Annotated in this window: 21 protein-coding genes and 1 pseudogene; 13 read left to right on the top strand and 9 right to left on the bottom strand. The window is 39.0% G+C overall.

All coding sequences use genetic code 11. The annotated features are described in order from the left end of the window. Positions 1-28: 28 nt before the first annotated feature. The 6 genes from RM529_RS07825 to RM529_RS07850 all read right to left on the bottom strand — a co-directional run bounded on the left by RM529_RS07825 (position 29) and on the right by RM529_RS07850 (position 4,612). Positions 29-577 (bottom strand): CopD family protein, encoded by a 549-nt coding sequence (locus tag RM529_RS07825; RefSeq protein ID WP_311484271.1) that lies wholly within the window; start codon positions 575-577, stop codon positions 29-31. A 6-nt stretch (positions 578-583) separates the two neighbouring features. Then, entirely contained in the window at positions 584-868 is a 285-nt protein-coding gene (locus RM529_RS07830) for a type II toxin-antitoxin system RelE/ParE family toxin (protein ID WP_311484251.1), read from the bottom strand. Further along, entirely contained in the window at positions 858-1,124 is a 267-nt protein-coding gene (locus tag RM529_RS07835; RefSeq protein WP_311484252.1) for a hypothetical protein, read from the bottom strand. The genes RM529_RS07830 and RM529_RS07835 overlap by 11 nt, the downstream gene beginning before the upstream one ends. Positions 1,125-1,177: 53 nt before the next feature. Then, a complete protein-coding gene (locus tag RM529_RS07840) occupies positions 1,178-2,530 on the bottom strand; it encodes an MATE family efflux transporter (protein WP_311484253.1) in 1,353 nt (450 codons plus the stop codon). After that, entirely contained in the window at positions 2,530-3,564 is a 1,035-nt protein-coding gene (gene hemH, locus RM529_RS07845; protein WP_311484254.1) for a ferrochelatase, read from the bottom strand. Before hemH ends, RM529_RS07840 begins: the two co-directional genes overlap by 1 nt. A gap of 148 nt (positions 3,565-3,712) precedes the next feature. Next, entirely contained in the window at positions 3,713-4,612 is a 900-nt protein-coding gene (locus RM529_RS07850) for an AraC family transcriptional regulator (RefSeq protein ID WP_311484255.1), read from the bottom strand. Between the two features lie 198 nt (positions 4,613-4,810). Between RM529_RS07850 and hemA the strand changes: the two genes are divergently transcribed. The 13 genes from hemA to RM529_RS07915 all read left to right on the top strand — a co-directional run bounded on the left by hemA (position 4,811) and on the right by RM529_RS07915 (position 16,078). Continuing rightward, entirely contained in the window at positions 4,811-6,067 is a 1,257-nt protein-coding gene (gene hemA / locus RM529_RS07855; protein ID WP_311484256.1) for a glutamyl-tRNA reductase, read from the top strand. Next, entirely contained in the window at positions 6,064-6,978 is a 915-nt protein-coding gene (hemC, locus tag RM529_RS07860) for a hydroxymethylbilane synthase (RefSeq protein ID WP_311484257.1), read from the top strand. The genes hemA and hemC overlap by 4 nt, the downstream gene beginning before the upstream one ends. Before the next feature lie 4 nt (positions 6,979-6,982). Continuing rightward, positions 6,983-7,624 (top strand): uroporphyrinogen-III synthase, encoded by a 642-nt coding sequence (locus RM529_RS07865; RefSeq protein WP_311484258.1) that lies wholly within the window; start codon positions 6,983-6,985, stop codon positions 7,622-7,624. Positions 7,625-7,788: 164 nt separating this feature from the next. Further along, positions 7,789-8,340, top strand: coding sequence for a hypothetical protein (locus RM529_RS07870; protein ID WP_311484259.1), 552 nt, complete (start codon positions 7,789-7,791; stop codon positions 8,338-8,340). 116 nt (positions 8,341-8,456) lie between these two features. Continuing rightward, positions 8,457-9,482 (top strand): uroporphyrinogen decarboxylase, encoded by a 1,026-nt coding sequence (gene hemE / locus RM529_RS07875; RefSeq protein ID WP_311484260.1) that lies wholly within the window; start codon positions 8,457-8,459, stop codon positions 9,480-9,482. A gap of 3 nt (positions 9,483-9,485) precedes the next feature. Beyond that, a complete protein-coding gene (locus RM529_RS07880) occupies positions 9,486-9,983 on the top strand; it encodes a DUF6973 domain-containing protein (protein WP_311484261.1) in 498 nt (165 codons plus the stop codon). A gap of 54 nt (positions 9,984-10,037) precedes the next feature. After that, on the top strand, positions 10,038-10,943 hold the full coding sequence (gene hemF, locus RM529_RS07885; RefSeq protein ID WP_311484262.1) for an oxygen-dependent coproporphyrinogen oxidase: 906 nt from the start codon (positions 10,038-10,040) through the stop codon (positions 10,941-10,943). Between the two features lie 105 nt (positions 10,944-11,048). Further along, the gene (gene hemB / locus RM529_RS07890) at positions 11,049-12,032 is read left to right on the top strand and encodes a porphobilinogen synthase (RefSeq protein WP_311484263.1); all 984 of its coding nucleotides are present in this window, start codon (positions 11,049-11,051) and stop codon (positions 12,030-12,032) included. A gap of 181 nt (positions 12,033-12,213) precedes the next feature. Then, entirely contained in the window at positions 12,214-12,561 is a 348-nt protein-coding gene (locus RM529_RS07895) for a hypothetical protein (RefSeq protein ID WP_311484264.1), read from the top strand. Between the two features lie 178 nt (positions 12,562-12,739). Further along, a complete protein-coding gene (locus RM529_RS07900) occupies positions 12,740-13,225 on the top strand; it encodes a hypothetical protein (RefSeq protein ID WP_311484265.1) in 486 nt (161 codons plus the stop codon). Positions 13,226-13,362: 137 nt separating this feature from the next. After that, complete coding sequence (locus RM529_RS07905; RefSeq protein WP_311484266.1) at positions 13,363-14,490, top strand: CNNM domain-containing protein; 1,128 nt, start codon at positions 13,363-13,365, stop codon at positions 14,488-14,490. Then, a complete protein-coding gene (locus tag RM529_RS07910) occupies positions 14,426-14,917 on the top strand; it encodes a methylated-DNA--[protein]-cysteine S-methyltransferase (RefSeq protein WP_311484267.1) in 492 nt (163 codons plus the stop codon). The genes RM529_RS07905 and RM529_RS07910 overlap by 65 nt, the downstream gene beginning before the upstream one ends. A 15-nt stretch (positions 14,918-14,932) precedes the next feature. Then, complete coding sequence (locus RM529_RS07915) at positions 14,933-16,078, top strand: serine hydrolase domain-containing protein (RefSeq protein ID WP_311484268.1); 1,146 nt, start codon at positions 14,933-14,935, stop codon at positions 16,076-16,078. Positions 16,079-16,117: 39 nt separating this feature from the next. Here RM529_RS07915 and RM529_RS07920 read toward each other — a convergent pair whose 3' ends face one another. The 3 genes and pseudogenes from RM529_RS07920 to RM529_RS07930 form a co-directional block, all read right to left on the bottom strand. Beyond that, entirely contained in the window at positions 16,118-16,771 is a 654-nt protein-coding gene (locus tag RM529_RS07920) for a 3-oxoacid CoA-transferase subunit B (protein WP_311484269.1), read from the bottom strand. 149 nt (positions 16,772-16,920) lie between these two features. Further along, a pseudogene (locus tag RM529_RS07925) lies at positions 16,921-17,267 on the bottom strand (four helix bundle protein). 32 nt (positions 17,268-17,299) lie between these two features. Continuing rightward, positions 17,300-17,509, bottom strand: a 210-nt coding sequence (locus RM529_RS07930; protein ID WP_311484270.1) for a CoA-transferase, incomplete at its 5' end; no start/stop codon positions are given.

A 17,509-nucleotide genomic window follows, 5' to 3' on the forward strand; every position in this document is an offset into this window, starting at 1 on the left:
CTTCCGTTTTATCAATTATCGCACCAGTCTAGGATTTCGGGTTGCCTGACCTTATTTTTTTGTATAATCTTATTCCCAGCATCAGCACAATTGCCAGTGCAAATATTCCCAGCACTCCATAAATCCAGTTGATTGCATCCCGAACAATTACAAGGAAAATCACAGCAAAAAGCACAAGGGTTGATCCTTCGTTCCAGATCCTCATTTGGGTGGATGTCCATTTTATAATATCCCTTTGCAGCTCTTTAAAAATTAAATGGCTTTTAAAGTGGTAGGCAAAAAGCAGCACTACAAATCCCAGCTTTACCAGCATCCAGTCCTGCTGAAGCCAGGAGGGAATAAGAAAAAGCAGCCAGATTGCAAAAACAGTAGCCAGTATAGCCGAGGGCCAGGTGATAATGTACCACAACCTTTGGGTCATTAGCTTAAATTGATCTGTAAGAATTGTTTTTTCCGGTTCTGATTTCTGAGCGGCTTCAATATGGTAAACAAATAACCGCGGAATATAAAAAAGCCCGGCAAACCAGGTGATCACAAAAATAAGATGAAGTGATTTTATGTAATTATAATATTCAATCACTGCTTATGGCTTTTTTGTGGGATCCTGACGGGTATGGAAGACGGAGTGGATAATAATTTCATTCTCTTCAATATTATAGATAATAATATAGGGGGATTTTTCTACCTGAACCTGACGGAATTTATTTCTACGGATAAAACTATGAGGATTCTGCTTTAAAATGCGGAATGTAGAATCTAATTTATCTATAAAAACTGTACTCAATCCTTTTTGTTTATTTTCATACCATAGGACAGCTTCTGAAATTTCCTTTTCCGCTCTGGGGAAGAGCCTGATTTTAAAGCTCATGCTCTATTTTAATACGTTCTTTAACTTCAGCCCAGGATTCCAGTTCTATTTTTCCCTCCTTGTATTTTTGATAGTCTCTATCTAGTTGTTCATAATGAGAATCAGGAATAGGAGAACTGGCAAAGTACTGCTCCGTGGCTTCTTTTACTTCAGAAGGAAAAGATTTTAGAATATTATCCACTTCTGCAAGCAACTTTTCGTCATTACACTCAATGATTTTTTGAAGAAGTTCTATTTTTAACTGATCCCTGTTCATATCTCCGGCTTTATTACAAATATAACTAATAAAGTGCTATGCCGAAACAGTGTCTAAGCAGTCTCTGTTTTAAGGCTTTTTCTTATTTCCCGGTTTAGAAAATATCCTGTCACTACGGTGGAAAGGAAATCGGCAATTGGAAAAGAAATCCAGACGCCAATTTCTCCATAGAACCGCGGCAAAATTAGCACCAACGGAATAAAGAAAAAACCCTGCCTGGAAAGGGTGAGTAAAAAAGCCGGAACAGCCTTGCCTACTGCCTGAAAATATGCCGCGCCTATTAACTGAAGTGCAATTATTGGTGTGGCGGCAAAAACCCAGCGCATGGCATCTGGAGTTTCTGCTATAATAGTGGCATTATCTGTAAAAATTTTTACTATTTCTTCAGCAAAACTCATTATTCCGGTAAAAACCAGTAAACCCAGAATTACCGCATATAGAATCGCTGTATTTATACTCTTCCGCACCCGGGCATATTTTTTTGCACCATAATTAAATCCCGCAATAGGTAAAAATCCCTGTGTTACCCCAAGCACGGGAAAAAGTGCGAACATTAGCATCCTGCCGATAATAGCATAGACGGTAACAGAATCCTCTCCGCCAAGATCAAACAGGATATTGTTCATCAGCAAATAAGTGATACTTACCACCGCCTGCCTGGCAAGGGTGACGAAACCAAGGGAGGAAATTTCCTTAAGAATAGGCCAGTCAAACCCAAAATGTGGCCAGCTTATTTTTAATTCAGAATTTTTAGAGAGAAAAAACCAGACCACGTAACCAAGACAAAACACATAGGAAGCTGTTGTAGCCCACGCGGCTCCAAGCATCCCCATTTCCAGCTTATATATTAAAAAATAATCCAGGATTAGGTTGCCTACCGAAGGAATTATCATCGCCGCCATTGCAAAATTCGGCTTTCCTTCTGCCCTTATCACACTGTTCCCCATCATGCATAACGCTAGGAAAGGTACCCCGTAAAGCACCACGCGGTAATAAACTTTTGCAGGATCAAAGATGTCACCTTTACCACCAAAAGCAGGAATAAGATCATTTATAAATACAAGCCCCACAACAACCATGGTAATGGTAAGAAGTAGCGTGAGCGTAATTTGATTTCCAAAAGTTTTAAGCGCTCTGTCCTGCTGCTCTGCACCAAGCGCCCTGGAAATAATAGAAGAACCACCTATCCCAATAGCCATACCTAAAGCAGCTATAAAAAAGGATACAGGTAAAACGACATTTATTGCCGCAATGGCTGTGGGGCCTATCCAGTTCCCAACAAATATTGTATCAATAAGGATGTTAAGGGACATTACCAGGATTCCCACCGAAGCCGGTGCGGCCTGCTGAATCAATAATCTACTGATTGGCCTGTTTCCCAGTGCCGCCGAATCTATCCTTGCCATTATGCTTCAACAGGCTTTTGGTAAGCCCATTCATCAATCCACCTGCCAAGAACATTCACCCAGTCATGCCGATCGTTTAGACATGGCACAACAGTAAATTCCTTACCTCCAACTTCATGAAAAATCTCTTCGCCTTCCATGGCTATTTCTTCGAGGGTTTCGAGACAGTCTGAAACAAAAGCGGGTGTAACTATGGCCAGTTTTTTCATTCCCTGATTCCCGAACCTTTCTATAGTCCTGTCTGTATAAGGCTGTAACCACGGATCAAATCCTAATCTAGACTGGAAAGAAACGCTATACGTATTTTCTTTTAATTCAAGGTATTCTGCCACCAGCCGCGTAGTTTCATAACACTGGTGCCTGTAACAGAATTGATGTGCTGTAGAAGCTGTCTTACAACAGGAACCATCTATTTTACAATGAGAATTGGTAATATCGCTCTTACGTATGTGCCTTTCCGGCACTCCGTGATAAGAAAACAAAAGATGCTCAAAATCCACGCCTTTTAATTCTTCGGAAATGCTGTTTGCCAGAGTCCTTATATAATCCGGATGATTATAAAATGCAGGCACGCTTGTGAATTTCATCTCCGGAAAATGTTCCTTTCGCAGTTCTTCGGCCAAAACCAGAATCGTCTCGGTAGTAGCCATGGCGAATTGGGGATAAAGCGGAAAAATAAGTACCTCATCTACACCTTTATCATGCAACTCCTGTAATCCAGATAAAATATTGGGACTCCCATACCTCATTGCGAGCGCGACAGGTACAGAGGTGATTTTGTCAATTTTCGACTGTAATCTTTCCGACAATACAATTAGAGGAGAACCTTCATCCCACCAAATTTTCTGGTAAGCTTCGGCAGATTTCTTTGGCCTGGTATTCAATATTATTCCTTTAACAAGTAGCGTTCGTGCCCAGTAAGGAACATCTATAACCCTTTCGTCCATCAGGAATTCACCAAGATACTTTTTTACGTCTTTAGGATCTGTACTATCTGGAGAACCCAGATTTACAAGAAGTGCACCTTTACTCATAACTTTTCGTTTTCAGAACAAAAATAGAACTATAATTTGAGGGGCAAACAGCTTGTGCATTATACTTTCTTATTGCCCTATAGAAGAAGAAAACTTATTTTTTCCTGCTAAAATGGAGGATTTTTTGCTGAAATTCACAATAATGCACTTACGTAGTCGAAGGTAAAGACATCACGTACTTTTTAGGCGTAGTACCGAATTTTTTCTTGAAAGCAGCAATAAAATGACTGGAAGTGCTGTAACCTATTTTCAGCCCCACTTCGTTTACGTTATATTCCCCGCTGTCCAGCAATTTTCGGGCGTATTCCATCTTATAATCGAATAAAAAACTATAAACCGAATCCCCATAAATCTGTTTAAAACCTTCCTTCAGCTTTTTCAGGCTTAGGTTAATTTCCTCTGCCAGATCCTGTAAAGAAGGTGGCTCTGCCATTCGATTAATTACAATGTCCTTTGCTTTTCTAATCTTCAGGATATTTTCTTCGTCACTTAAAAAAGGGCATTGCTCCACATCGGGATCTTCAGTCCTGTTAAAATAAAGGCTTAAAAGCTCGTATGCTTTACCTTTAAAATAAAGATTTTTAATGCTGGGCGTTAGGTTAAAATTCATCAACTGGTTAAGCACTATAGCCATTGAAGGAGAAACGGGGGCATCCTTATAATATTTTTTATCCTGGTTCTCCTTACTTAAAAAAGTGATATATCCAGCCTCCTGAGAAAACAGGGAGTGAAATTTTTTGATGGAAATAACCAGCGAAATAAGCCAGGAATTTGCTGCCAGGGAGAGATTTAAAGGCAAACTGCGCTGCGGATTATAAAGCAAAAGTGAATTTTCTTCTACTAAAGGAAGTTCATAACTGCTGTTATTGAACATAAATTTACCATGCCCTTTTACACTAAAGTGGAATTGTATAAAAGTATTATCTATGTCCCGCACCATTTGTTGAGTGTCATTAGTATCATTTTGAAACTTGAGTACAAAGAAGCCCTCTTCCACTTTTATTTCCTCTGTTAAACCTCCAGCGGTATTTTTTACTTGATCATCCATAGCTTTTTCTCTTTCTTATTTAGAATGAAACCAAATTGTAAAGCAAAAACCTTTCGGTTTACTCCAAAAGTACGGCATTTTCAAATTTTGTCTCACTTTTTGTTAATAATTATCATCTATCGACACATTTAGTACTTACAGCGTTACTTTATACTTTCTCTATATAGTACTTTTGCTCCTCATACCCCAAACAGGTACATGGAAGATTATCATATTTCTAAAGGAAAACATTTTTATACGATTGGCCTTAGTTATAAAAAGGCCGATGCAGAAATAAGAGGACATTTTAGCCTTGATGAAGAATCCAAGAACAGATTGCTGCAACAAGCTAAAGATGAAGGTGTAGACGGGATTTTACTGACATCTACCTGCAACCGGACAGAAATTTACGGTTTTGCTGAACATCCTTTTCAGCTTATTAAACTTCTTTGCGAACACACTCACGGTACTGTAGAAGAATTTGAGAAAGTGGCTTACGTTCACAAGAACAAGAAAGCTATTTCCCACATGTTTCGTGTAGGTACCGGCCTGGACAGTCAGATCCTGGGCGATTTTGAAATTATTAGTCAGTTACGGCTGGCTTTTACTCGTTCAAAAGAGTTTGACGTGGCGAATGCTTTTCTTGAAAGGCTTGTAAACGCAGTAATTCAGGCCAGTAAAAGAATTAAAAACGAAACTGAAATTTCCAGCGGGGCAACTTCTGTTTCTTTCGCTTCTGTACAATATATTCTGAATAATGTAGAGAATGTTTCAGAAAAAAATATTCTTCTCTTCGGAACAGGAAAAATAGGTAGAAATACGTGCGAAAACCTTGTAAAGCATACACAAAATAACCAGATCACGCTAATTAACCGAACAAAAGACAAGGCTGAAAAAATAGCCGGAAAATTCAGTCTTATTGTTAAAGATTATGCAGATCTACAGGCAGAAATTAGAAAAGCAGACATCCTTATTGTTGCTACGGGTGCTCAGAACCCAACGGTTTCTAAAGAACTTATTTACTGCAAAAAAGATCTCCTGGTCCTGGATTTGTCCATTCCAAAGAATGTTTCTGAAGATGTAACCAAGCTTGAAAATGTGCAATTACTGCACCTGGATCAACTCTCCAAAATTACCGATGAGACGCTGGAGCGGCGCAAGCAGTTTATTCCGCAGGCAGAAGTTATAATTGGAGAAGTGGAAAACGAATTTAATCAGTGGCTGGAAACCAGGAAATTTGCACCTACCATAAAAGCGCTAAAAAAGAAATTGAGAACGATGAAAGATGCCGAATTGGACTTTCAGCGTAAAAAAATAGCCGACTTTAACGATGAGCAGGCAGAAATTGTTAGCAATCGCATTATTCAGAAAATAATGAAGCATTTCGCCAATCATTTAAAAGGAGATTCCAATACTACAGATGAGAGCCTGGAACTTATCCAGAAAGTTTTTCAACTTGAAGAACTTCAGAAATGAACAAAGTAATTAGAATAGGCACCCGCGATAGTGAACTTGCCCTCTGGCAGGCAAAAACGGTACAGGCTGCATTGGAAAAACTTGGCCACGAAAGTGAATTGGTACCGGTAAAATCTTCCGGAGACCTCAACCTTGATCAACCACTCTACGAGATGGGAATTACCGGGATTTTCACTAAAACCCTGGATGTCGCCATGATAAAAAATGAAATTGACATTGCGGTACATTCTATGAAAGACGTTCCTACAGCTCTTCCAAAAGGAATTATAGAAGGTGCAGTGATGAAAAGGGCAAATTTCAGCGATATTCTTGTTCATAAAGGTTTGGATTTCTTAGATGCCGAAGGAATTATTGCCACCGGAAGCCTTCGCAGAAAAGCACAATGGCTTAATAAATATCCCACACACAAAGTTGTCGACCTCCGCGGTAACGTGAACACCCGCATGCAAAAACTTGAAGATAGCGACTGGAACGGAGCAATATTCGCAGCGGCCGGACTCGAAAGAATTGAAATAAAACCAGATAATTTCATCGATCTTGATTGGATGATTCCCGCACCCGCCCAGGGTGCCATGTTAATTGTTGTAAAGAAAGAGGACGAATTTTGCCAAAAAGCTGTTTCGGCTTTAAACCATAGAGAAACTGAAATCGCTGTTCATATCGAACGAGAATTTCTGAAGAAATTAGAAGGTGGTTGTACCGCACCTATTGGGGCTATTGCGACTGTAAAGGACGATATTGTGCATTTTAAAGGGTCACTCTTAAGTATTGACGGAAGCACGAAATTTGAAGTAGAAAAAGAAGTTCCTGTAGATGAAATTGAAGGTTTTGGAGAAGCCTGTGCCGAAGAAATTTTGAACAAAGGCGGAAAAGAACTGATGCTGGAGTTCAAAAAGGTCATGAAAAAGTAAGGAAATGCCAACCCTCCTCTCCACAAAAAAGCTTTCTACTGCCCAAAAACAGCTTGTTTTAAATTCCGGACTTAGATTTGTGGAATATGACGCTATTCAGATCGATTTTGTCGATTTTGAAGCTATTTCAGTTGAAAATGCGATCATTCCCAGTAAAAATGCAGCTAAAGCCGTCGTAAAAAAGTGCATTTCGATTGAAAAATGTTTTTGTGTGGGTGAGAAAACTTCAGCATATCTTAGGGATCATAATTACAAAATAGTTGAAGTTGCAGATTATGGTCGAAACTTGGCAAATATCGTCCTCAATAATTATAATGAACAGAAGTTTACCTTTTTCTGCGGAAATAAACGAAGGGACGAAATTCCTTCAGTTTTAAAAGAGAACAATATTGCTTTTGAAGAAATTGAAGTTTATAAAACCAGGCTTAATTTTCAACATTTTCGGCAGGAATTCGACGGAATCATGTTTTTTAGTCCCAGTGCGGTGCAGAGTTTTACAAAAGAAAATAAATTGAAGGATTCTATTGTATTTTGTATTGGAAAAACAACAGCTTCCGAAGCAAAAAAACATACCGAAAATATAGTTACCGCTACCAAACCGAGTATAGAAAACGTGATTGTACAGGCGGTAAAAAATTTAATTTAATGATCCTAGAAGGTTATGAAACTTATAGGTCTGATAAAGTAAACTTTAAAAAGGAGTGCGATTAAAAAACTATACCTACAAGATCAAAAAAGAACTTGCAGGAGAAACGAATTTCCTGCAAGGTTTTTAAAACCTTGTAGGTCTGAAAAAGTGCCAAAGTGTAAATGAAATTAGAAAATTTAGAAAAAGATTATTACTATCACATTTATAATAGAGGAATAAATGCTGATATTATCTTTGCAAGCGATGCGAACAAAATCTATTTTCTAAAACTCTATAAAAAATATCTTGCTGAAAAAGTTTCTACTTTTGCTTATTGCCTGCTAAGTAACCATTTCCATGTCTTAATCAGAGTTGAAAAAGAACCCAAAGAAGTTATTCAGGCTTTTTCGAATTTGTTTAATGCTTACGCCAAAGCCTTTAATAAACAGCAAGAGAGAACAGGAAGTTTGTTTGAAAAGCATTTTAAGAGAATTAGGTTGCACAATGAAGAGTATTTAAAAAAGCTGGTTATTTATATTCATCTTAATCCTCAACTTCATCTTAGTGAGAATTTTGAAAGATTTCGTTTTTCATCTTATCAGACTATTATTTCAAAAAAAGAGACCTCACTAAATAAAAAAAAAGTAATTGCTTTATTTGATGATCTACAAAATTTTGAATACACACATAGACACAGAAGTTTAGAGTTAGAAGAAAAATTTAAATTGGAATAATAAATTAGACCTACAAGGTCAAAAAAAGACCTTGCAGGTATAACCAGAAGTAATTCCGCGAAAATGGAATTAAAAAGAAGGAATTAAACCTCGTGAGGTTTAAAACAACATACAACATGATCAAAAACGATTTATTACTAAAAGCATTAAGAGGTGAAACTGTAGAACGGCCACCGGTTTGGATGATGCGCCAGGCAGGAAGGTATTTGCCAGACTTTATGAAATTGAAAGAAAAGTACGACTTCTTTACACGTTGCCGCACTCCCGAACTTGCCACCGAAATTACCGTAATGCCCATCAGGCAGGTTGGTCCCGATGCCGCCATCCTGTTTAGCGACATTCTTGTGATTCCGCAGGCGATGAATATTGAGGTGGAAATGAAGCCGGGAGTTGGGCCCTGGCTGCCCAATCCTGTGAGAACTACCAAAGGTGTAAACCAGGTTAATGTTCCCGATGTTCAGGAAGAACTTCAATACGTTTTTGACGCCATAAAAATGACTAAACAGGAACTTAATGATGAAGTGCCATTAATTGGTTTCGCCGGTTCGCCGTGGACGATTTTGTGTTATACAGTACAGGGTCAGGGATCCAAAAACTTTGATCTTGCCAAGAAATTCTGTTTCACAAATCCTGAAGCAGCTCATATCCTACTACAAAAAATTACAGATACCACCATTGCTTATTTAAAAGCTAAAATTGCGGCCGGCGTGGACGCTGTCCAGCTTTTTGATTCCTGGGGCGGTATGCTTTCTCCTGTAGATTATCAAACTTTTTCCTGGCAATATATGCAGCAGATTATTGATGCTTTAAAAAATGAAGTTCCCGTAATCGCTTATGGAAAAGGCTGCTGGTTTGCTTTAAAGGAAATGTCTGAATCTGGTGCTGCGGCGCTGGGAGTAGATTGGACCTGTACTGCCCGGAACGCACGTTATTTGAGTGGAGGGAAAATTACGCTTCAGGGGAATTTTGATCCTGCAAGACTTTATTCACTACCTTCAGAAATTAAAAAAATGGTGAACCAGATGATTAATGAGTTTGGAAAAGATGCTTACATCGCCAATCTGGGCCACGGAATTTTACCCGATATTCCGGTAGAAAACGCAAGGGCATTCGTAGATGCTGTTAAGGAATATAGAGGTTAAAAAATGGCAATTTCGGCAAGGCTTCGGAAAATGGATTTCCGGGAAGTTTGGCTGCTGGTCAGATTGTCTGTTTCCAATCCCCGATTTGCCTTTGCCACTTACAAAGCCACAAAAGAGACCTTAAAAACCTGCAATGGCCTTTTTGGAGATCGACATCATAAGAACGGAAAGGCCAATGCGTTCAGACACGCTCTCTGGAACTACCTGATAAGCGAAAATTGCTATAAAATTTCCGGTTCTTCTGAAAAAAGCAGGTTTTGGAGTAAAAAAGTGACCGATTTGCATGAAAAACTCTCTCCTAACGAAGAGCTGGAGAGGGAAATGGATCTCCATAATAATGAAGTAGGGCGAAAATTATTCAAAAAATATGCAGGCTCAAAAATGGCAATTATCGACCTTCTGAAGGGAATGATGGATACGGCAAGACAAATTGAAAAACCTGAAGAACTACAGAAAGCAAAAAATAAATTAGTTTTTATAGAAATTACCATTAAGAAATGACATCTGATGTCGAGCAAAGTCGAGACATTTTTGACACAGACATAGAAATTAATTATGAAGGAGAAGTTTTATAAATACATAGAAAATCTACAGGATACTATTACTTGCAAACTCGAGGAGATCGATGGAAAAGCTAAATTTCAGGAGGACCTTTGGGAACGTGCTGAAGGTGGCGGCGGAAGAACACGGGTGATAGAAAACGGAGCTGTTTTTGAAAAAGGTGGCGTAAACATTTCTGCAGTTCACGGCCCTCTTGCTCCGGCCATGCAAAAATATTTTAAAGTTGGAGAAGTTGATTTTTTTGCCTGCGGACTTAGTCTCGTGCTACATCCAAAAAATCCTATGGTGCCTACTGTTCACGCCAACTGGCGTTATTTTGAAATGTATGACAAAGAAGGAAATACCATTGACCAATGGTTTGGTGGCGGCCAGGATCTGACTCCGTATTACCTTTTTGAAGAAGACGCAGTGCATTTTCATCAGGTTTGTAAAAATGCCTGCGACAAAACTAATCCTGAATTTTATCCGGAATACAAGAAAAAGTGCGATGAATATTTCTGGAATTCCCATCGCGATGAAGCCCGCGGAATTGGCGGATTATTCTTTGACTACTGTAAAGCTTCCGAAGAAATGAGTATTGAAGACTGGTATAGTTTTGTAACCGAAGTTGGTGATAGTTTTCTTCAGGCTTATGTTCCTATAGTGGAAAAAAGGAAGAATTTATCTTATTCTGAAGAACAACGAACCTGGCAGGAAATAAGAAGAGGCCGGTATGTGGAATTTAACCTGGTACACGACAAAGGCACACTTTTCGGGTTAAAAACGAACGGCAGGATAGAGAGTATTTTAATGAGCCTGCCACCGCATGTACAGTGGGTTTACGACCATCATCCCGAGCCGGGAAGCGAAGAAGAGAAATTGCTTGAAGTATTGAGGAAACCTGTAAAAAATTGGGTGTAGCGAAAAGAGACGTTAGACGGTAGAGAGTCTATCGTTCTTAATGAATAATATAGCTTTAAGCCTACCGCTTAACGCTTAAAGCTTTAAAACTTAGAATATAAAACCATGCTAATACGAAATCGAAGATTAAGAACGGGAGAAGCAATAAGAAGCTTGGTTCGTGAAACTGCAATTACACCGAATGATTTTCTTGTTCCGCTTTTTGTGGTGGAAGGAAAAAATGTAAAGGAAGAAATAGCTTCTATGCCTAATTATTACCGGTACAGCCTGGATTTACTGGAAAAAGAAGTAAAGGAACTTTGGAACCTTGGATTGAAATCTGTTCTGCTTTTTGTAAAAGTTCCGGAAAAATTGAAGGACAATGCAGGTACCGAAGCTTTAAATCCAGACGGACTCATGCAACGTGCTGTAAAAACTGTGAAAAACGCAGTACCGGAAATGCTGGTGATGACCGATGTTGCGCTGGATCCATACTCTTCTTTTGGACACGATGGGATTGTTGCCGATGGTAAAATCCTAAACGATGATTCTGCCGCTGTTTTAGCCGAAATGTCTTTATCTCACGCCAAAGCAGGAGCAGATTTTGTCGCTCCCAGCGATATGATGGATGGACGAATTTTTGAGATGCGAAGTTTGTTGGAAGACGAAGGTTTCCATGACACCGGAATTATGAGCTACAGTGCAAAATTTGCTTCTGCTTTTTACGGGCCGTTTCGTGACGCGTTAGATTCAGCTCCTGTGGATGCAAAAGATATTCCGAAGGATAAAAAAACCTATCAGATGGATCCCGCCAACCGCGACGAGGCTATTAAAGAAACTTTGATGGACATCCAGGAAGGGGCCGATATTGTAATGGTAAAACCCGGACTTTGTTACCTGGATATTGTACGTGATATCAAAAATGCTGTAAATGTTCCCGTTGCCGTGTACCAGGTGAGCGGCGAATATGCCATGATAAAAGCTGCCGCAGAAAGGGGTTGGTTGGAGCACGATGCTGTGGTTCTGGAACAGCTCACAGCAATAAAACGTGCCGGGGCAACTTTAATCGCCAGTTATTTTGCCAAAGATGCTGTAAAGTTGATATACTGATCAAAACTTCTAAGAACGTAAAAAAGACCCTGCTTAATAAAAAAAGGGTCTTTTTTTATTTCCATTTTTCTTTAACACCTGTTGCTATTAGAATTGAGTAAAAACAGTAACAAAGAATAATTAAAGTTAAATTTTGATAACGAATCCTCTTTCTGCGTAGATTTGAGTCGTGAAATTCAACATGTTAAATAGCGCAATTTCTTTTTTGCTGATCCTGCTTTACAGTAGTTTCAGCACTCCGGCTATTGCAAATACTTCAGCTCCAGAAGAGGTTGATTTGAATTTCGGAAGTAGCGAAAACCTTCAGAAAGATTACGGTAAAGGTTTACTATACTTCCAGGAGTTTTCTGCTGAAATTATTTCTGAAGTTACCCGTGATTCTCCTGTGGATTTGGGCTTGTTTTCGAAATCCAGATCATTCAGGTTTTCGTCCTTCAAAAATTCCGAAGAATATAAATCCTGGATCTACCTTCAGGATATTAAAAGTTTACTCAAGCATCAAATCTTTCCATTTCACGTTTTTTGGTAATGACTGAATGAATTAAAGTTGCCTATCGTTTTTTTACCGAAGGCAAAGTCAGTTATAAAATTCATTCATAAATCCTGAATTATTTCAAAGTAATATTCCATTAAAAAAGGAAAGCCTGAAACTAATTCAGAAGGCAATCAGCTTTTCTGATGCCTTAACAATCATTAAAAACAAAAAAATGGATACAGCATCAATAACAATTGGCAGCATTCTGCTACTCCTTTTTATAGCTCCGGTTCTTTATGTAATCTGGAAACAATCTTTGCAAGATAAAAAGCTGTTGAAAAAACTAATCGAAGAAGGAGCTCGTTATAATCTAAAATTTGATCATACCGAAGTTTCAAACTCACTCCTGCTGGGACTGGATTCCGGCAATAAAAAACTTTTGGCTATAGAACCAGATAACGATAAAACCACTCTTGTTGATCTTGTAAAAATAAGTGATAGCAAAATTTTAAAGAAGGTGACCCCAAACCCATCAAGCTTTAAAGATCGCGAAAAGATTATGCAGGTAAGTATTGAACTTATGGAAAATAAAAGAGGGGAAAAGGTTTCTCAAATCCTATTTTATGACGAGGACGCCAGGGACGGTACAGATGTGGGCACTCGTCTTACATCTGCACTTAAATGGGAAAAGCTTATAAAAGCTAATCTTTCTATATAAGATATTCTGTTATTAGAGACAAAGGCTGTTAACTCACAGGAGTTAACAGCCTTTAGTTTTAGCGGTTTTAGGATTTCTTTATTCTATGTTCTGCTAAGAAATATTAACTTAGTTTTTTAAAAACATTCGCAAAACCAATGGGATTACTTATTCTTTATGCTGTTCTTTCAATTTTCTTCTCTTTTCTGTGTTCTCTGTTGGAATCGGTTCTATTAAGCATTACACCCACCTATATAAGAGTTAAAACCAAGGAAGGTAAGGCTTATGCCAAAACCCTTCAGAATTTTAAAAAGAATATAGATCAGCCTTTAATTGCCATTCTTACGGTTAATACGATTGCTCATACAGTGGGGGCGATTTTGGTTGGAGTGCAGGCCGAAAAAGCATTTGGTGACGGTGGAAATGCCGTGGGAATTGTTTCTGCAGTTATGACAATGGCGATTTTAATCATTTCAGAAATTATTCCGAAGACGATTGGAGCGACCTATTGGCAATCTCTGGGCAACTTTACTGCCAAGACTTTAAAAGTGATGATTTTTCCACTTCGTTATACCGGGATTTTATGGTTAATGATGCTCTTTACCAAATTAATAGGAAAATCGGCACATGTGAGTACGATGAGTCCTGAAGAATTTATAGCAATTACCGATGCTGCCGAAGAAGAAGGTATGCTGAAGGAAAGCGAAACCACCGTAATTAAAAATTTGCTGGTTTTTAAATCTGTTGAAGCCAAAGATGTAATGACACCTTTTTCTGTAGCAGTTACTGAAGATGAAAACACTACAATTGCAGAATTTCATCGTAATCATAAAAACCTCAGATTCTCAAGAATTCCCATTTATAAAGATAAAGCGAATAATATCACCGGGTTTATCCTGAAGGATGAAGTACTGGAAGAAATGATTGAAGAGCGGGGCGATGAACCTTTAAGTAGCTTAAAACGCGACATTTCTGTGACCAACGCCAGCACCCCCATACCCGAACTCTTTGAAATCTATGTGCAGCAAAGGACCCACATGTCTATAGTGGTAGATGAATATGGAAATACGGTAGGACTGGTAACAATGGAGGATATTATCGAAACCCTTTTGGGGCTGGAAATAATGGATGAAAGTGATAATATTGAAGATATGCAGTTGCTTGCAAGGCAAAACTGGGAACGACGGGCAAAAAAGCTCGGGCTTATACAACGTAAGGACAATGAAGACACTGTTAAAGAGGGAAACAGCCCATCTGAAGACTCCGCTGGGGATAATAAAGATTAGCGGGGACGAAGAGGGAATTTCGGAAATAAAAATTACAGAAGAAAATCTGCCGGTTTCTGAAGAACTTCCTGATTTATTGCTTCCAGTTGTCCGGCAACTAAAAGCTTATTTTGAAGGTAATCTGAAAAAGTTTGATTTAGAACTAAATCCTACCGGCACAACTTTTCAGAAGAAAGTATGGACGGCTTTACTTAAAATTCCTTTTGGGAAAACCATTTCTTACCTCGAGTTATCCAGAAAAATCGGAGATGTAAAGGCAGTTAGAGCAGTAGCCGCTGCAAATGGAAAGAACCCTTTATGGATCGTTACTCCCTGCCACAGGGTTATTGGCAGCGATGGTTCACTCACCGGATATGCAGGAGGCCTGCACCGCAAAAAATGGCTATTGGAACACGAAAACCCTTCAGCACAGCAGCGTTTATTTTAGCTACAATTAAAATTTATGAGAAAAACCTTCCGTTATTTTGGCTACTTTTTTTGTTGTCTGCTTCTGGCTGCGGCCTTGATCTACTTTCTTGGTTATGGCTATATCTTCAGGGCAATAGGAATTACTTACCTTCAAGGCCATACTACAGCCTATATTGATGATTATACCGAATTCCAGAACCGCAGGATAGCAGTTTCCGAAAACATTCAGGAATGGCCAGGACATGATGATTATAACATTGTTAATCCTACAGAAGATCTTCGGGATCTAAACGAAGAGCTTGGTACGGCAGCTTTCCTGATTATTAAGAATGATAGTATCTGGTTTGAAGAATATTATAACGGCTACAGCAAAGATTCAAGAACAAATTCATTTTCTATGGCTAAGAGTATTGTATCAGCTCTTTTAGGAAGGGCCATAAAAGATGGTCACATAGAAAGCCTGGAACAGCCAGTTGCAGATTATTTTCCGCAGTTCGACAAAGCTTTAAAGGTAGGGGATCTTGCTTCTATGGCTTCGGGATTAAACTGGAACGAGAATTACTACAATCCTTTTGGAATGACTGCTGAAGCTTATTTTGGTAAAGATATTAGAGAGCTTGTGCTGGATCTTGAGGTTACAGAAGAGCCCGGAGACGAATTCAAATATCTTAGCGGAAATACCATTTTGCTGGCAATGCTAATAGAAAAAGCTACAAACACAACTCTTTCAGAATATCTTAGCGAGAGTTTCTGGAAGCCTCTGGGAATGCAAAAATATGCGCTGTGGCAGTTGGACAGCCGGGAGAGCGGCATGGAAAAAGCGTACTGCTGTATTGCTTCTAACGCGAGGGATTTTGCGAAAATAGGAAAGCTATACAAGGATCACGGAAAGTGGAATGGGCAGCAAATCCTGGATTCTTCTTATGTTGCGCAGTCCATAAATCCACGTTTTGACGAAAGTCCGCAGTATGGCTACGGATTTTGGTTAAGCACGTACCAGAACAAAAATTTCTTCTATATGCGGGGAATTTTGGGACAATATGTAATCGTAATTCCCGAAGATAACCTGATAATTATACGTTTAGGTCGAAAATTGATAAAAAAAGAGGATGACCAGGAACATTCTCCAGACCTCTTTATCTACATAGAAGAGGCTTGTAAAATGCTGGAAGCGGACTAAATATTACGCAATTGTTAAAAAAGCTCCAGAGTACTAATCTTATAATTTCATCTCCGGAATTTCCCCATCAACGATAAGCCTGCCTGTCGTTGCTGCCTTAATATCGTCTGTACTCACCCCAGGAGCTCTTTCGAGCAGTTTAAATCCGTTCTTTGTAACTTCCAGCACAGCCAGGTCAGTTACAATTTTTGTGACACAACCAACCCCGGTTAGCGGCAGGGTACATTCCGGAAGTAATTTAGATTCCCCGGCTCTGTTGGTATGCATCATGGCAACAATAATATTTTCTGCGGAAGCAACTAAATCCATCGCGCCCCCCATTCCTTTTACCATTTTCCCCGGAATTTTCCAATTTGCAATATCCCCATTATCGGCAACTTCCATAGCACCCAGAATAGTGAGGTCTACATGGTTGCCGCGAATCATCCCAAAACTCATAGCCGAATCGAAGAAACTTGCACCCGGAAGAGCCGTGATGGTCTGTTTTCCGGCGTTTATAAGATCGGCATCTTCAGTTCCTTCTACGGGAAAAGGTCCCATCCCCAAAATCCCGTTTTCACTCTGGAATTCAACTTCAATATCATCCCTTACAAAATTGGCGACCAACGTCGGGATACCTATTCCCAGGTTCACGTAATACCCGTCTTTAACTTCTTTTGCTATTCGCTTCGCGATTCCTTCTTTGTCTAACATTTCTTTTAATTTGAGAATTTGAAAATTAGCTGATTTGAAGATGTTTTTATCCCTCTTCAATCATTTTTCTTATTCGGGCTCTTTTGCAGCTTTTTCATATATAAATCCTATTAAAGTTACTTCAATTGGAGCATTCTACCTTTTAAACTTCATTTACCAATCCTCTTACTTGAACTAATAATTTTAGATATAATTCTGATAATACTATCTATTTCTACCTTTAGCGCTTCCGGTGGATCGGGCAGCAATTCAGATTTTTGGCATAATTCCAGCCATCTGCCTCTTTTGCTGCTATTTTAAACTTATGTATAAAATCTGCCGGACTTTCGGCATTTTGAGCTTCCCGAACATTCGCTCCTATCGATGTGCCAGACTTAAAAAATTGAGAAGCGAGTTCAAACTTTTTATCCTTTCTTAATTCTTCGGAAAACGAGATTACTCTTAGTGCAAATTCAAAGGTTTTATCTACAATTATATTTTTCCTGTCATCTCTCAATTTTCAAATCCTCAAATTGGCAAATTTTCAAATTACTTTTCCCGTATCGTCCTTTTCTCAATCCTTTTTTCATAATTCTTTCCTTCAAAAATCCTTTGTACAAATATTCCCGGAATGTGGATCTGGTTTGGGTCCAGCTCCCCGGGCTCTACCAGTTCCTCTACTTCTACTACGGTTACTTTTGCCGCACCACACATTAACGAATTAAAATTCCTCGCCGTTCCTTTAAAAATAAGGTTACC

It is taken from the genome of Autumnicola edwardsiae, from assembly GCF_031846505.1.
GTDB classification, from domain to species: Bacteria; Bacteroidota; Bacteroidia; order Flavobacteriales; family Flavobacteriaceae; genus Autumnicola; species Autumnicola edwardsiae.

Coding starts and splice junctions, on each gene's coding strand:
- RM529_RS07880 (WP_311484261.1), top strand. CDS start 9,486: ATGGCAATTTCGGCAAGGCTTCGGAAAATGGATTTCCGGGAAGTTTGG.
- hemF (WP_311484262.1), top strand. CDS start 10,038: ATGAAGGAGAAGTTTTATAAATACATAGAAAATCTACAGGATACTATT.
- RM529_RS07920 (WP_311484269.1), bottom strand. CDS start 16,771: ATGTTAGACAAAGAAGGAATCGCGAAGCGAATAGCAAAAGAAGTTAAA.
- hemH (WP_311484254.1), bottom strand. CDS start 3,564: ATGAGTAAAGGTGCACTTCTTGTAAATCTGGGTTCTCCAGATAGTACA.
- RM529_RS07865 (WP_311484258.1), top strand. CDS start 6,983: ATGCCAACCCTCCTCTCCACAAAAAAGCTTTCTACTGCCCAAAAACAG.
- hemB (WP_311484263.1), top strand. CDS start 11,049: ATGCTAATACGAAATCGAAGATTAAGAACGGGAGAAGCAATAAGAAGC.
- RM529_RS07915 (WP_311484268.1), top strand. CDS start 14,933: ATGAGAAAAACCTTCCGTTATTTTGGCTACTTTTTTTGTTGTCTGCTT.
- RM529_RS07840 (WP_311484253.1), bottom strand. CDS start 2,530: ATGGCAAGGATAGATTCGGCGGCACTGGGAAACAGGCCAATCAGTAGA.
- hemA (WP_311484256.1), top strand. CDS start 4,811: ATGGAAGATTATCATATTTCTAAAGGAAAACATTTTTATACGATTGGC.
- RM529_RS07905 (WP_311484266.1), top strand. CDS start 13,363: ATGGGATTACTTATTCTTTATGCTGTTCTTTCAATTTTCTTCTCTTTT.
- RM529_RS07850 (WP_311484255.1), bottom strand. CDS start 4,612: ATGGATGATCAAGTAAAAAATACCGCTGGAGGTTTAACAGAGGAAATA.
- hemC (WP_311484257.1), top strand. CDS start 6,064: ATGAACAAAGTAATTAGAATAGGCACCCGCGATAGTGAACTTGCCCTC.
- RM529_RS07900 (WP_311484265.1), top strand. CDS start 12,740: ATGGATACAGCATCAATAACAATTGGCAGCATTCTGCTACTCCTTTTT.
- hemE (WP_311484260.1), top strand. CDS start 8,457: ATGATCAAAAACGATTTATTACTAAAAGCATTAAGAGGTGAAACTGTA.
- RM529_RS07835 (WP_311484252.1), bottom strand. CDS start 1,124: ATGAACAGGGATCAGTTAAAAATAGAACTTCTTCAAAAAATCATTGAG.
- RM529_RS07870 (WP_311484259.1), top strand. CDS start 7,789: ATGAAATTAGAAAATTTAGAAAAAGATTATTACTATCACATTTATAAT.
- RM529_RS07895 (WP_311484264.1), top strand. CDS start 12,214: ATGTTAAATAGCGCAATTTCTTTTTTGCTGATCCTGCTTTACAGTAGT.
- RM529_RS07830 (WP_311484251.1), bottom strand. CDS start 868: ATGAGCTTTAAAATCAGGCTCTTCCCCAGAGCGGAAAAGGAAATTTCA.
- RM529_RS07910 (WP_311484267.1), top strand. CDS start 14,426: ATGAAGACACTGTTAAAGAGGGAAACAGCCCATCTGAAGACTCCGCTG.